Annotated in this window: 11 protein-coding genes and 2 riboswitches; of the genes, 6 read left to right on the top strand and 5 right to left on the bottom strand. The window is 61.6% G+C overall.

Features of this window, described 5'->3' with window-relative positions:
• Positions 1-29 precede the first annotated feature (29 nt).
• A riboswitch (cobalamin riboswitch) is annotated at positions 30-237 on the bottom strand.
• 56 nt (positions 238-293) lie between these two features.
• A riboswitch (cobalamin riboswitch) is annotated at positions 294-505 on the top strand.
• A 95-nt stretch (positions 506-600) separates the two neighbouring features.
• From NJC40_RS19720 to cobM, 4 genes are all read left to right on the top strand, one after another.
• Entirely contained in the window at positions 601-786 is a 186-nt protein-coding gene (locus tag NJC40_RS19720) for a CbtB domain-containing protein (RefSeq protein ID WP_045490958.1), read from the top strand.
• A gap of 13 nt (positions 787-799) precedes the next feature.
• Entirely contained in the window at positions 800-1,501 is a 702-nt protein-coding gene (locus NJC40_RS19715; RefSeq protein WP_253140867.1) for a CbtA family protein, read from the top strand.
• A 7-nt stretch (positions 1,502-1,508) separates the two neighbouring features.
• On the top strand, positions 1,509-1,910 hold the full coding sequence (locus NJC40_RS19710) for a cobalamin biosynthesis protein (protein WP_253140868.1): 402 nt from the start codon (positions 1,509-1,511) through the stop codon (positions 1,908-1,910).
• 80 nt (positions 1,911-1,990) lie between these two features.
• The gene (cobM, locus tag NJC40_RS19705; protein ID WP_253140869.1) at positions 1,991-2,737 is read left to right on the top strand and encodes a precorrin-4 C(11)-methyltransferase; all 747 of its coding nucleotides are present in this window, start codon (positions 1,991-1,993) and stop codon (positions 2,735-2,737) included.
• 175 nt (positions 2,738-2,912) lie between these two features.
• On the opposite strand, the gene nfuA is transcribed toward cobM, so the two are convergent.
• The 3 genes from nfuA to NJC40_RS19690 all read right to left on the bottom strand — a co-directional run bounded on the left by nfuA (position 2,913) and on the right by NJC40_RS19690 (position 7,112).
• Positions 2,913-3,506: a Fe-S biogenesis protein NfuA gene (nfuA, locus tag NJC40_RS19700; RefSeq protein WP_045490950.1), complete on the bottom strand. Its 594-nt coding sequence runs from the start codon at positions 3,504-3,506 to the stop codon at positions 2,913-2,915.
• Between the two features lie 88 nt (positions 3,507-3,594).
• Positions 3,595-4,614, bottom strand: a complete 1,020-nt coding sequence (locus NJC40_RS19695; protein WP_253140870.1) for an acyltransferase family protein — start codon at positions 4,612-4,614, stop codon at positions 3,595-3,597.
• Between the two features lie 188 nt (positions 4,615-4,802).
• Positions 4,803-7,112 carry a fatty acid cis/trans isomerase gene (locus NJC40_RS19690; protein WP_253140871.1) on the bottom strand — a complete coding sequence of 770 codons (2,310 nt, stop codon included), beginning with the start codon at positions 7,110-7,112 and terminating at the stop codon, positions 4,803-4,805.
• A 173-nt stretch (positions 7,113-7,285) separates the two neighbouring features.
• Between NJC40_RS19690 and metH the strand changes: the two genes are divergently transcribed.
• Positions 7,286-11,005 carry a methionine synthase gene (gene metH, locus NJC40_RS19685; protein ID WP_253140872.1) on the top strand — a complete coding sequence of 1,240 codons (3,720 nt, stop codon included), beginning with the start codon at positions 7,286-7,288 and terminating at the stop codon, positions 11,003-11,005.
• A 114-nt stretch (positions 11,006-11,119) separates the two neighbouring features.
• Here the strand turns inward: metH and NJC40_RS19680 are convergent, their stop codons facing one another.
• Positions 11,120-13,066, bottom strand: coding sequence for a putative bifunctional diguanylate cyclase/phosphodiesterase (locus NJC40_RS19680; protein WP_253140873.1), 1,947 nt, complete (start codon positions 13,064-13,066; stop codon positions 11,120-11,122).
• A gap of 309 nt (positions 13,067-13,375) precedes the next feature.
• Here NJC40_RS19680 and NJC40_RS19675 point away from each other — a divergent pair, with 309 nt between their 5' ends.
• Positions 13,376-13,606 (top strand): DUF2970 domain-containing protein, encoded by a 231-nt coding sequence (locus NJC40_RS19675; RefSeq protein ID WP_253112516.1) that lies wholly within the window; start codon positions 13,376-13,378, stop codon positions 13,604-13,606.
• Here NJC40_RS19675 and NJC40_RS19670 read toward each other — a convergent pair.
• Positions 13,588-14,658 carry an ABC transporter substrate-binding protein gene (locus NJC40_RS19670; protein WP_253140936.1) on the bottom strand — a complete coding sequence of 357 codons (1,071 nt, stop codon included), beginning with the start codon at positions 14,656-14,658 and terminating at the stop codon, positions 13,588-13,590. The genes NJC40_RS19675 and NJC40_RS19670 overlap by 19 nt on opposite strands.
• Positions 14,659-14,907: the final 249 nt, after the last annotated feature.

The raw sequence follows: 14,907 nt of genomic DNA, 5'->3' as shown, positions 1-14,907 counted from the left end.
GATCGCCACCGGATCACCCCGCCCGGTTGTAGTGAGAATGCTTAGAGGCAGGTCTCCTGGCTTGCGGGGAGCCTTGAACTTCAAGGCATTCACTGCGCCTTCCCGCTCGTTGAGCAGTGGCACGGCAGCGAACATGACCGCTTACAGTTGCGGGGGCAGCTGCGGACTTTCCAGATCTGGGACCGCATTCCCGTCTTAGCCTCACTCGCGTAAGGAACCTCAAGGCCGCAAGGCTACGCAGTGGGCACCGACAGGTCAACGCCGAGATTGACGTTACTGAACGCCCATGCTCTGCTACACACCTTGTTACGGGTGCCCCTCACGGGGTGAAACGGGAAACCGGTGCTGCTCAGGTCCATTGACCAGACAAAGTCCGGTGCTGCCCCCGCAACGGTAAGCGAGCGAAAGGTCTATCCACTGTGCATACGCGCGGGAAGGCGATCTTTGTCAGACACCCTGTGTGTCCCTCGCAAGCCCGGAGACCGGCCCGCAATCACTTTATTGGACAACCCCGCGGTGGGCGGGCGCCGTCGATGCCTGCCATTTTCATGGTGGGGTTGGTGCGCATGCCTGCCCGTTTCACAACAAGAGGCCAGTGTCATGTCGAGCATCAGCAGCAGCCAGTCGGTCACCACCCCCGCCACTCTCAGCCAGCGCCTGACAGCCGCCATCGGCGCTGTCGTCATCGGTTGCAGCCTGGTGTATTTCGCCGGTTTCTCGCATATCGATGCGGTGCACAACGCCGCCCACGATACGCGCCACAGCGCCGCCTTCCCGTGCCATTGATCGAGAGCCCGTCATGTTCAAGCGCATCCTGCACACCGCAGGTTTCAGCGGCCTGCTCGCCGCCCTGCTGCTGACCCTGGTGCAAAGCCTGTGGGTCACGCCGCTGATTCTTGAGGCAGAAACCTTCGAGCAAGCCCCAGCCGCCCAAGAGCACAGCCATGCGGGCGAACCAGGGGCGGCCCATAGCCACGAGCACGACGCCAAAGCCTGGGAGCCTGAAGACGGCTGGCAGCGGCTGCTGTCGACCACCGGCGGTAATCTGGTGGTGGCGGTCGGGTTTGCCCTGATGCTGGCAGGCCTGTATACCCTGCGCGCGCCGAACAGCACGGCGCAGGGCGCGTTCTGGGGACTGGCCGGCTTTGCCGTGTTCGTCCTGGCCCCGACCCTCGGCCTGCCGCCTGAATTGCCGGGCACCGCGGCGGCCGAACTGGGCCAGCGCCAGACCTGGTGGATTTCCACCGCTGCCGCCACGGCCGCGGGTCTGGCACTGATGGTGTTTGGCCAAAGCCTATGGCTGAAACTGCTGGGCGCTGCCTGGCTGATCGCCCCGCATCTGTTCGGTGCGCCGCAGCCGGTCGAGCATTCGAGCCTGGCACCCGAGGCGCTGGAATCGCAGTTCATCATCGCCTCGCTGGTGACCAACGTAGTGTTCTGGGTTGCCCTGGGCACCGTCAGTGCCTGGCTGTTCCGCCGCAGCCATGCCCGCCAGTCCTGACAGCTGCATGGCGATCGGGCTGGGCTGTCATCAGGACTGCCCGGCCGAGGCGCTGCTGGCGTTGATTGAAGCCAGCCTGGCGCAACACGGCCTGACCCTGGACGCCGTCAGCGGCCTGGCTTCAATCGACAAACGCCGCCAGACCCCAGGCTTATTGCAATTGGCCGGGCAGTTGCAGTTGCCACTGGTGTTTTTCAGCGCTGCGCAATTGCAGGCGTTCGAGCCGCAGTTGACTCATCGCTCGGCGCTGACTTTGACCCATACCGGCTGTTATGGGGTGGCTGAAAGCGCGGCGCTGGCCCTTGCCAACCAGCTAGGCAATGCCCCTGCGCGGCTGTTGATCGAGTACCGCAAGACTCGCCAGGCGACATTTGCCTTGGCGATTAGCGCCTTTGACCAGCACCCTTGAATTTCTATAGCCTGTGAGGGCCCTTTTGCGAGCAGAGCTCGCTCCCACAAAGCACTCGCCGTCTTGTTCTGGAGTAACGATTGACTGTCTATTTCATCGGCGCCGGCCCCGGCGATCCGGAGCTGATTACCGTCAAAGGCCAGCGTTTGATTCGTAGCTGCCCGGTCATTATTTATGCCGGCTCGCTGGTGCCGGTGGCGGTCCTGGAGGGGCATGGCGCCAGCCAAGTGGTCAACAGCGCCGAATTACACCTCGAACAGATCATTGCCTTGATGAAATCTGCTCATGCACAGGGCCAGGATGTGGCCCGCGTGCACTCCGGCGACCCGAGCCTGTATGGCGCGATCGGCGAGCAGATTCGTTGCCTGCGCGAACTGCAGATTCCATTCGAAATCATCCCCGGCGTCACCGCCACCGCCGCCTGCGCGGCGTTGCTGGAAACCGAACTGACGCTGCCGGACATCGCCCAAAGCGTGATCCTGACCCGCTACGCCGACACCTCACCGATGCCGGCCGGCGAAGCGTTGGCCGACCTGGCACGCCACGGCACGACCATGGCGATCCACCTGGGGATCAAGAATATCGGGCGGATTGTTGAAGAGCTATTACCGCATTATGGCGTCGACTGCCCGATTGCAGTGGTGCACCGCGCCAGCTGGCCGGACCAGGACTGGGTGCGCGGCACGCTGGCCGATATCGAGGCAAAGGTGCAGGCCAAAGGCTTTCGGCGCACCGCATTGATCGTTGTGGGGCGGGTGCTGGCGGCAGACAACTTTGCAGAGTCGGCGCTGTATCGGGCCGGGCATGCGCATCTGTACCGGCCTTGAGGGCACGGAAGTAACGTCAATACTGTTTATTTGGACCGGTGGGAGCCGCCGGGGGCATTCAGTGCTTAAGCGAACTGTATTGAGGCTGACGTAGGAGCTGCTTTAGCAGCGAAAACATGCTTAATGCTTCGCGGCTGAAGCCGCTCCTACGAGCATGGGAAACACCAGACAACAATCAGTAGTAGGCGTTTTCTTTCTGGGTGTGGTCGGTCACGTCGCGCACGCCGTGCAGCTCGGGAATGCGCTCGAGCAAGGTGCGCTCGATACCTTCCTTGAGGGTTACGTCCGCCTGGCCACAGCCCTGGCAGCCACCGCCGAATTGCAGCACGGCAATGTTCTGCTCGCCCTCTTCCACCACGTCGATCAGGCTGACCTGACCGCCGTGGCTGGCGAGCCCCGGGTTGATCTCGGTTTGCAGGTAGTAGTTGATGCGCTCGTTGATCGGGCTGTCGGCATTGACCATCGGCACCTTGGCGTTGGGCGCCTTGATGGTCAGCTGGCCGCCCATGCGGTCGGTGGCGTAATCGACCACCGCGTCGTCCAGAAAGGCTTCGCTGAAGCCGTCAATCCAGGCGGTGAAGCGCTTGAGGCCCAGAGCCTTGTCTTCTGGCTTCTCTTCGCCGGGCTTGCAGTAGGCGATGCAGGTCTCGGCATATTGAGTGCCGGGCTGGGTGATGAAAACACGGATGCCTATACCGGGGGTATTCTGCTTTTCCAGCAGATCAGCCAGGTAGTCGTGGGCAGCATCAGTTATGGTTATGGCGGTCATGAACATTCCTCGCAGACTTGCCGGGAGTTTACGCCAATCGAGGGCGGCGCACAAAACCTAGTGCTGTTGTCAGGAAAGCACCAATTCATCAAACCGCCTGCGCCTGGCGCCCGCTGCGCCGTGCATCCAGCCTGGCGCGCATGCGCTGATACAGGCCCTTCTCGACCCACTCGTAGCTCAGCCAGGCCCCCACCGCAATCACCGGCACGCAGCAGGCAAACACCATGTACGGGTTGAGGCTGTAACGCTGGGCCAACAGCAGCCCGCCATACAGCACCAACACGTGCAGCAAGTAGACCGAATAGGAACAGTCGCCCAGGCTCTTGAGCAGCTTGCTGCCGCGAAACAGCGGTTCGAGCGATACGCAACACAGTACGATCAAGGCACTCGGCAGCCCCCAGTGCAGCAGGCGCTGGCTATTGTCGAGGTTCTGGATCAGCAACAGCCCCAGCGCCACACCGGCCAGCGGCAGCCACACCGCCTGGCGAATCCAGCCACGCTGATAGGCCATGCCAATACCGATACCCAGCAGAAATTCATAAACGATGTCGTTGCCGTAGAAGCGGCTGATCAGACCGCTGCGCGCCAGCACCTCGGTCACCACGAACAACGCACTGGCAATGATCAGTGGCCGATGGCGACGCTCGAACAGGAACACCATCGAGAACAACAGGTAGAACAGCATCTCGTAATTCAGCGTCCAGCCGACATTGAGGGTCGGATACAGGCCGTAGCCGCCGGGGTTTTCCGAAGGAATGAAAAACAGCGACAGCAGAAAGTTCTGCCAGCCGATCACCTGATGCGGCAGCCACGGCGCAGCGAACAGCAATAACAGGCCCATGGCCAGGGTGTACAACCAATAGGCCGGCACGATACGTAACAGGCGCAAGGCAATGAAGCGCGAGGCAGGCATGTCCCGCTCGTGGGTCGACAGGTAGATGACCAAGCCGCTGATGACAAAAAAGATATCGACGCCTACCGCGCCCTTGGCGACGAAAAACTCGCCGATCGGCCCGCTGGCCTTGAAATCAAAAAAGATCTGCATGAAGTGATGACATACCACTACCCATGCCGCGACTGCCCGCAGGGCCTGAACCGAAATCAGCATTCCTGAACCTCGTGTGTGCGCTGTGCTCTCACTGAATCGTCCGCACCGGGTTGGCGGGACACGCAGGTTTACTGACAGCCGCAAATCACAAAAGGTCTTGAAAAACCCGTACCGCCGGTCAATCGATAATGGCTGCAGGCCATGTCTGGCAAGGCCTGCAGCTGAAAACCAGCGATCAGAACCGGACCTCAGAGGTTCTCGTAACGATTCATATCCAGCACCCCGAACTCTCGCGGGTCATGCTCCTGAATGTAGCGGCTCAGGTCATGGAACAGGCTCCAGAACTGCGGGTGGGTACGCCTGACACCCCAACGCTCGACCAGCCTCTCGAAGCCTGGCTGATCGCTGACCTGGCGCATCGCCTCGACAAAGGCCTCAACCTCGCCGGCCGGCACGTTGAACATGAAGTTCGGGTAGCTGCTCAGCACCCCGGGGTAGACCGTCAGGGTGTCGAGCCTGGGTTGATAGCGATACGATTCCCCCAGCAGGAACGCCACATTACTGTGGGCGCGGTTACGCAGTACGCTGTACACCTCGCGCTGGCCGCTGCTGTCGGCCACCCGCAGCATGGTGGCCTCGGGCATCCACTCGATGACCTTCAGTTGCCCCGCAGGTTTTGCCGCCAGCCGGCTCAGCACCTGCTCGGCATGGGCCAGTTGCGGTGCCAGCCCGGCACGCACACAGGCACCGGAAGCCGGGCAACGGTTGATCGGGTCCGCAGCCGCATTCAGCGGCCCCATGCGCTGGATCAATTGCCGGGCAAAGTCGCGCACCGTGTGCTTTTCATCGAGTTGCAGACGGCTCGGCGTGTCGTCATCGATGCGCTGGTAATCGAGCCACATCTTGATCTTGCCCGAATCCTGATACAGGTCGCTGAGCAACGCTTCACGCCGGTTGGCCGGCATCAGGCGCAGGAAGTTGATTTCCGCGCCGTTGCGGATCAGATCGAAATACAGCCGGGTCTGGGCCTGATGGGCGATATTGCCGTACACATCGAAGTTGACCACCAACTGGTAATAGGTGCGCTCCAGCAGCGGATAGTCGAACAGCCAGGTGGACTTGGGCACATCGCCAATCAGGCCCTTGCTTACCGTGGCACTGTCGAAGTGGCGAAACACCGTCAACAAGGCATTGTCGTTACCCTTCCACAGCGTCGACCAATCGGCCGGCGGCGCATCGGCGTAGTGATCGCGCCGCAGGTTTTCATAGTCGTTACGCCGATCCTTGTAGGACAGCCACAGACTCAGAACACTGCCGACGTCATCGTTCTGCCCCGGCATGGCCAGCAGCGGTGTAGCTTGCCCCTGATAACGGGCATCGTCGACGTACAGGTCGCTGGCCGGCTCCTGGAACAGCACCCAGAAGTGGTCGCGGATCACATCGGTGGCGATCTGCCCCCGGCATACTGGCCCGCGAATGAAGCTGTTCACAAAGTATTGGGCGTTATCGAGCATGAACTGATAGCGCGCCCTGGCCGGAATTGCCTCGAAGGTCAGGAACGGATTGGCCCGATGCCCTGGGCCGTAACCCGGCACAGCGCTGGCGTGCCAGTCGTTGTTATAGAACAGCTCCTGCACACGCTTGAGCTTCTGCGCACTCAGCGCGTAGGTGATGTGGGTCTTGTGGACGATCACACCCTGCACCGGCACCAGACGGTAGTAGAACTCGGTGCGACCAGGATCGTCGTTGGGCCGCCGGGTAGCGATGATGTCCACCGGTTTGCCGCTTGGGGTGCGCGAGCGCACCCACTGAAAGAAATGTCCGGGGTCGCCATTGTCGAAGTAAATGTGCGCCAGAAACAGATGCTCATACAGCCAGCGGCCGACCAGCGCCTGGCTGGCACCGGGGCGGTTGAGCAGCGCTTCCCACTCTTTGATCTGCGCCGCTTCCACGGCATTGGCCTGCAGCGGCTGCTGGTCTATCGGCGCGCCGGCCGCCAGCCAGCGTTGCAGGGTCTGGTGCTCAGTGGCGGTCAGGCCGGTCACCGCCAGGGGCATGCCCTGGGTCGGGTGCGCGCCAGCGTAGCCGTTGAACTCCTCCGGCGACGGGCAAAGGTTTTCGCGGTTCAGGCCCAACACGATGTCATCCGGAATCTTGCTGTTGGGCGGCAACGGCTTTTGTTGACCCAACTCCAGCATCCGGGTCATCAACGCCGCTTGCCCGCCGTGTGCCTCAAGCACCGAATAAAAGCCCTTGCGCTGCCAGGCCGCCGTGCCATTGGCATCGTAAAACAGCCGGGTCGGGTCAACCGCCCGAGAGCGCTCGCCCTGATACACCGGCACTTTATTGGCCCCGCGCAACACGCCCTCGCCGCTGCCCAGATTAAGCTGGCACGGCGCATCGTTGCAGGCGTGGCAGGCCACACACTTGTCGGTGAGGATCGGCTGGATATCACGGGTGTAGGAAACAGGTGAGGCAGCAGGTACAGGCAAATCACGCGCCTGGAGCGTGCAGCATGACAGCAACAAGGCAAGTCCTGCCAGCAGACGGTACGGCATATCCGGTTGATTCCCCAAGGCCAATGGCCATCAGTCTATAACGGTTCAAGGTCGCCAAGATGAGCAATTTTCATGTAAATGCCCGAGCAACGCTAAAACGGTCGTGCTTTGGTATTATTTCGGCCTTTCTTTATACGGCCTTTTCATCTGTGGCCTTTGCTAGGTAGCCCTCAATGTCTGATCGCAGCGCCCGCCATCAAGCTCTCCTGAATGCTCTACAACAGAGGATCCTGATCCTCGATGGCGGCATGGGCACCATGATCCAGAGCTACCGGCTCGAAGAGCAGGATTATCGCGGCGCGCGCTTTGCCGACTGGCCCAGCGACGTCAAAGGTAACAACGACCTGCTGCTTCTGACCCGCCCGGACGTGATTGGTGCCATCGAGAAGGCTTATCTGGATGCCGGTGCCGACATCCTTGAAACCAACACCTTCAACGCCACCAAAGTGTCCCAGGCCGACTACGGCATGGAAGCGCTGGTCTACGAGATCAACGTAGAAGGCGCACGTATCGCCCGCCAGGTGGCCGATGCGAAAACCCTCGAAACCCCGGACCGCCCGCGCTTCGTCGCCGGCGTCCTCGGCCCGACCAGCCGCACCTGCTCGATTTCACCGGACGTCAACGACCCCGGCTATCGCAACGTCACCTTCGACGAACTGGTCGATAACTACACCGAGGCCACCCGTGGCCTGATCGAAGGCGGCGCCGACCTGATCCTGATCGAGACCATCTTCGACACCCTCAACGCCAAGGCGGCAATCTTCGCCGTGCAGCAGGTGTTCGAAGAAGACGGCGTTGAACTGCCGATCATGATTTCCGGCACCATCACCGACGCCTCGGGCCGCACCCTGTCAGGCCAGACCACTGAAGCATTCTGGAACTCGGTGCGCCATGCCAACCCGATCAGTGTCGGCCTGAACTGCGCGCTGGGCGCCAAGGACCTGCGTCCGTACCTCGAAGAGCTGTCGAACAAAGCCGACACCCACGTCTCGGCGCACCCTAACGCCGGCTTGCCAAACGCGTTCGGTGAATACGACGAAACCCCGGCACAGATGGCCGAAGTGGTCGAAGAGTTCGCCGCCAGCGGCTTTTTGAACATCATCGGCGGTTGCTGTGGCAGTACGCCTGCGCACATCAAGGCGATCGCCGAGGCCGTGGCCAAGCATCCGCCGCGCGTGATCCCCGAGATTCCCAAAGCCTGCCGCCTTTCGGGCCTTGAGCCGTTCACCATCGATCGCCAGTCGTTGTTCGTCAACGTCGGTGAGCGGACCAACATCACCGGCTCGGCGAAGTTCGCCCGGCTGATCCGTGAAGAGAACTACACCGAAGCACTGGAAGTGGCCCTGCAACAGGTCGAAGCCGGTGCCCAGGTGATCGACATCAACATGGACGAAGGGATGCTCGACTCCCAGGCGGCCATGGTCCGGTTCCTCAACCTGATCGCTGGTGAGCCGGATATCTCGCGAGTGCCGATCATGATCGACTCCTCGAAATGGGAAGTCATCGAGGCCGGCCTCAAATGCATCCAGGGCAAGGGCATCGTCAACTCGATTTCGATGAAAGAAGGCGTCGAGGCATTCAAGCATCACGCCCGGCTGTGCAAGCGCTACGGCGCTGCCGTGGTGGTGATGGCCTTCGACGAAGTCGGCCAGGCCGATACCGCCGCACGCAAGCGCGAGATCTGCCAGCGCAGCTACGACATTCTGGTCAATGAAGTGGGCTTCCCGCCGGAAGACATCATTTTCGACCCGAACATCTTTGCCGTGGCCACCGGCATCGAAGAACACAACAACTACGCCGTTGACTTCATCGAAGCCTGCGCCTACATCCGCGACCATCTGCCATTCGCCCTGTCGAGTGGCGGGGTCTCCAACGTGTCGTTCTCGTTCCGCGGCAATAACCCGGTGCGCGAAGCCATCCACTCGGTGTTTTTGTATCACGCCATCCAGAACGGCCTGACCATGGGCATCGTCAATGCCGGCCAGTTGGAGATCTATGACGAGATCCCGGCGGCGTTGCGTGAGAAGGTCGAAGACGTGGTGCTCAACCGCACCCCGGAAGGCACCGACGCGCTACTGGCCATCGCCGATGACTACCGTGGCGACGGCAGCACCAAAGAAGCTGAAACCGAAGAGTGGCGCGGCTGGCCGGTCAACCAGCGCCTGGAGCACGCCCTGGTCAAAGGCATCACCGCGTTTATCGTGGAAGACACCGAAGAGTCGCGGCTGTCGTTCAATCGGCCGATCGAGGTGATCGAAGGCCCGTTGATGGCCGGCATGAACACCGTCGGTGACCTGTTCGGCTCAGGCAAGATGTTCCTGCCCCAAGTGGTGAAATCCGCCCGGGTAATGAAACAGGCCGTGGCCCACCTGATCCCCTTTATCGAAGCCGAGAAAGGCGACAAGCCCGAAGCCAAGGGCAAAATCCTGATGGCCACGGTCAAGGGTGACGTGCATGACATCGGCAAGAATATTGTCGGCGTGGTGCTGGGCTGTAACGGCTACGACATCGTCGACCTTGGGGTGATGGTGCCGGCCGAGAAGATCCTGCAGGTCGCCAAAGAGCAGAAGTGCGACATCATCGGCCTGTCCGGGCTGATCACCCCGTCGCTGGACGAGATGGTCCACGTCGCCCGTGAAATGCAACGCCAGGACTTCCACCTGCCGCTGCTGATCGGCGGCGCCACCACCTCCAAGGCGCACACCGCGGTGAAGATCGAGCCGCGTTACAGTAACGACGCGGTGATCTACGTCACCGACGCCTCACGCGCCGTCGGCGTGGCCACCCAGTTGCTGTCCAAAGAGCTGAAGCCGGGCTTTGTCGAGAAAACCCGCGAAGAATATGTCCAGGTGCGTGAGCGCACCGCAGCGCGCAGCAGCCGCACCGAGCGCCTGCCCTACGCCGCCGCCGTGGCCAAGAAGCCGAAGTTTGACTGGGCCGGCTACACCCCGGCAGTGCCGACGTTCACCGGCACCCGGGTGCTGGAAAACATCGACCTCAATGTGCTGGCCGAGTACATCGACTGGACGCCGTTCTTCATTTCCTGGGACCTGGCCGGCAAGTACCCGCGCATCCTCACCGACGAAGTGGTCGGCGAAGCGGCCACCGTTCTGTTCGACGATGCGCAGCAACTGCTGCGTAAACTGATCGACGAACAGCTGATCAGCGCGCGCGCGGTGTTCGGCTTCTGGCCGGCCAACCAGATCAACGATGACGACCTGGAAGTCTACGCTGACGATGGCCGGACTCTGGCGACCCTGCATCACCTGCGCCAGCAAACCATCAAGCCCGATGACAAACCGAACCTCTCGCTGGCTGACTACGTGGCACCGAAAAGCAGCGGCGTGACCGATTACATGGGCGGGTTCATCACCACCGCCGGCATCGGTGCCGAAGAAGTGGCCAAGGCCTATCAGGACAATGGCGACGACTACAACGCGATCATGGTCAAGGCCCTGGCCGACCGACTGGCCGAGGCCTGCGCCGAGTGGCTGCACGAGCGGGTGCGTAAAGAGTACTGGGGCTATGCCGCCGACGAGCAACTCGATAACGAAGCGCTGATCCGCGAGCAGTACCGCGGTATCCGCCCTGCCCCCGGCTACCCGGCCTGCCCGGACCACACCGAGAAGAGCAGCCTGTTCAACCTGCTCGACCCGTTGCCGGCCGGCACGCCGATCCACACGGCTGGCAAAAGCGGGGTGTTCCTCACCGAACACTACGCCATGTTCCCGGCCGCGGCGGTCAGCGGCTGGTACTTCGCCCATCCGGATGCGCAATATTTTGCCGTGGGCAAGGTCGACAAGGATCAGGTCGAAAGCTACACCGCCCGCAAGCAGCAATCGCTGGAAGTCACCGAGCGCTGGCTGGCACCGAACCTTGGCTATGACGAATAACCCGTAGGAGCGGCCGGGCGGCGATCCGCTTTAGCCGCGAAGGCTTCCCGGCTAAAGCCGGTCCTACGGGGGTTGCGGGTTTGTTGCACGACAGCGTGGCGCCGGGGCGGCGGATCAAACCGCCTGGACCCTGGCCAGTTGCTCGCCGTCAAGCCAGGCGCCGATGTCGCTGGCGCGCATGGGTCTGGAGAACAGGTAGCCTTGGGCCCAGGCGCAGCCAAGGTTTTTCAGGGCATCAAGTTCTGCGGCGGTTTCCACGCCTTCGACGATGCATTCGAGCTGCATGTCCTGGCACAGGGCAATCAGCGACTTGACGATCTTGAAGCTGGCCGGGTCGAGGTGGATGTTGGTGACGAAGGTGCGGTCGACCTTCAGTTTGGTCAGCGACAGCGCGTGGATCTGGCTCAGGCTGGAATAACCAGTGCCGAAGTCGTCGAGAGAAATACCGCAGCCCAGTTCACGAAACCGGCTGATCGCTCGCTGGGTCTGCGCCAGGTCCTGGATGACCGCGGTTTCGGTGATTTCCAGATCGAGACAGGCCGGGTCGAAGCCGCTGTTGCTGATCAGCTCGACGATCTGCTGGGCGGCGTCCTCGGAACCACAGTCGTGGGCGGACAGGTTAAATGACAGGCGCATGCCCGCAGGCCAGCTCGCGGCCGCCTCCAGCGCCTTGCTGAGCAACGGCAGCGTGAGGCGATTGACCATGCCGACGCGCTCGGCAATCGGGATGAAATCGCCGGGCGGCACGTTACCCAACTCCGGGCTTTCCCAGCGTGCCAGGGCCTCGAACGCGACGGTTTGCTCACGGCGAATGTCCACGATGGGCTGGAACACCACGTAAAACTCACCCTCCAGATCGGCCCTGCGCAGGGCCTGCTCGGTCAGCCCTTCGCGATTGAGCTGCTGGCGATGGGCTGCGCTGAACAGGCAGACCGTGCCGGGGCGGTGGCGCTTGCTCTGATACAGGGCGTAGTCGGCGTACTCATACACTTGCGTGGCGCAGGTTGCGTGATCCGGGAACGTCGCAATGCCCAGTGAAGCACTGATCTGAATCGGAATGTCGACCAGCAGAAACGGCTCGCGCATGCTGGCGCAAATGGTTTCGCCAACCCCAAGCAACTGCTCGTCGCTCATGGCCTGAGTGAAGATCAGACCGAACTCGTCACCGCCCAGCCGGGCCAGGTGCACCTCTTCGTCGAGTAGCCCGGTCAGGCGCTGGCCAACCTGATAGAGCAGCTTGTCACCGATGCTATGGCCATACAGATCATTGACCGGTTTGAAGCCATCCAGATCGATCAGCCCCACGGCCAGACGAATCTCCTGCTCGCGGGCACGGGACAGCAGCGTATCAAGGCGGGAAAAGAACTGCCGCCGATTGGCCAGCCCGGTCAGGCTGTCCTGATTGGCCAAGTGAAGGTTTTCCTCGCTGAGTTTTGCCGTATGCGCCTGCATGTTCACCAGCCGGGTGAAGTCGGCGTACTGCGCCTTGAGAATGACCAGCATGGCGATCGACACCAGCAGGACGTCAATCGCAGTGGCAATGAAGGTAATGATATTGGTGGACGCGAAGAACACCACGAACGCTGTGTTGACCACTGCCGTGGTGGCCAGCGCGGCTGGCAGCAGGTGCATCATGCAAAAAATGCAGCCGATGACGGTGATCGCCATATAAAAGGCGACATGCGCCTGGGTATAGCTGTCGCCATAGGGAAACAGCGCCAGCGACCAGGCGGTAAACGCCACGGCGACAAACGGCGCGAGCATATTGGTGCGCTTGAGCGCCGTCAGCATCTGCGCCGGGCTGCAGGTGCGCTTGCGCGTGCATATCCATTGCGCCGCACGAACCACGCCGAACAAGGTCATGATCAACGGGCAATACACCACCAACCAGCGCGGCGCGACCGCAAAGTGAGTGCCGGCCAGCATCAGGGTGTTGATCAGCAGGATGAAATACATCATGGGCAACTGGCGAGACAGCGCGATGTACTGCGCCTTGACCAGACCAGGGTTGTCCTTGGGTACGGACATCAACGCTCGCACGCCCAGCAGTGTTTTTTTCATCAGGCGACGCTCTGAAAATACAGCCAGATAAATAACCGAGCGGATGATCCTTTCCAGCCTGGATCGAGCAGGACTGAACTCTGCCCTCATGGGATCGTATCGGCCGATCCTGTGGTTTCTGCAACCCTTAAGACTAGTGGCACTTTGATTTCGTTCCCTTCCTGCCCGCATCGCAGGTATCGAAGTGGTACGGTTTGTTACCGTCGGGCATCCGGCAGCGGTTGTACGTCGCCTGCCCCGGCAATACCTCCTTTGCGCGACTACCCTGCCTGACACATGCCTGCGCAGGGCAATCCCATGTACCTCTCTATGCACCTCCAGACTCCGCCACCTGAAAAACCCGACCCGCCCGGCTTCTGGCAGATGCTGCAAAGCGTTCTGGCCGCGGCCTTCGGCGTGCAAAGCAACCGCAACCGCGAGCGCGACTTCGCCCACGACAAGCCCTGGCACTTTATCGTGCTCGGTGCCGGCTTCACGCTGGTGTTTGTCTTGGGGTTGTTGTTGATTGCGCGGCTGGTGCTTTATTTCGTCGGGGCCTGACTGGCAGGCAGCATATGCCGCAAGGCGAATGGCGAATCGCCGGGCGTGGCGGGCCTGGTAAACACCTGCGGGTCGACCCGGTAACTGTCGCCTCTGGCCGCCTCCAGCAGACGCACGGTTTCGCCTGGCTCCACCAGTTGCAGGACATCAATCTCACGCTCACCCAGTGGCATTGGCCCGCCCACCCGCTGGCGATCATAGTCACTGAGCAACACCAGCGCCCAGCCTCCCAGGGTGAAGTGCCCACTGGCCACTGCCGACAGGCGACCATCGAGCAACGCCTGCAATGATTCGGGAGTGCCGTTGATCGCACTGAACAACACGTCTCGGCCGGCGACGCCGCCGATCTCTGCCAGAGCGTCCATGGCGCCATAGGCCATTTGCTCGTTCGCGGCCCACACCAGCCGGGTGTCCGGATAGCGCTTGAACAGCATGCGCGCCTGCTCCAGCGCCCGCTCGCGGCGCCAGACACCCAGCACCACCTGACGCAGGTTCACTTCAGGGTGTTCAGCCACTGCCCTACGCATGCCTTTTTCACGCAACAGTGACACCGGGGTGGCATTGGTGCCGGAGAAGGCCAGCATGTCGACGCTCTGCCCTGGCGTCAGCGGGCCAAGTTGTTTGATCAGACGCTTGGCCGTCAGATACCCGCCTTGCTCGTCGTTACCGAGCAGGCTGCCGAGCAGGTCCGGGTAACGCTGCGACAAATCACCGAGAATCCGCCGCTGATCGAGGCTCAGGGTGTTGTTGACCAGCAACAACTTCACCCCGCTGCCTTCGGCCAGACGCAGGATTTCCGGTGCCACGTTCAATTCGTTGGAAAACACCAGATAATCGGGGCGCTGATCGCCTTTGAGGGTCTGCCGCGCCAGATCGACCTGGGTGCGTGTGTCGCGGTCGGAGAACTCCACGCGCAATGCCATACCGGTTGCATCCGCAGCGGCCTGCATGACTCGCGCGTAGCTGTTCCAATAGCCATCTGACGCAGGGCCGGGGCTTAGAAATACCACTGACGCCGCCCAGCCAGAGCCACAACCCAGCGCGCACAGCATCGCCAGTGAGCGGGCCAGCCAGCCCGCTCTCGCTGTTGAAACCTTGACCGCCGATAAATCCTTTACCAAGGGTGGCCGTCCGCTCCACGGGGGGTTGAACCCTGGTTATCGGCGGGGCGCGGCAAAAGCTGAGAGCGGCGGTAGCAGAGCCGGCGCGCTACTGACCACTGACCCAGAAGACTCCCGCCCCCGCTACCAGCAATATAAGAAAGAAGATCGCCCAGGCATCGACTGAACTGTCGGATTTTC

Source organism: Pseudomonas sp. 21LCFQ02 (assembly GCF_024129895.2).
Classification (GTDB): Bacteria; Pseudomonadota; Gammaproteobacteria; order Pseudomonadales; family Pseudomonadaceae; genus Aquipseudomonas.
The sequence above is the reverse complement of the archived record's forward strand: the minus strand, read 5'-3'. Positions and strand labels throughout refer to the sequence as shown.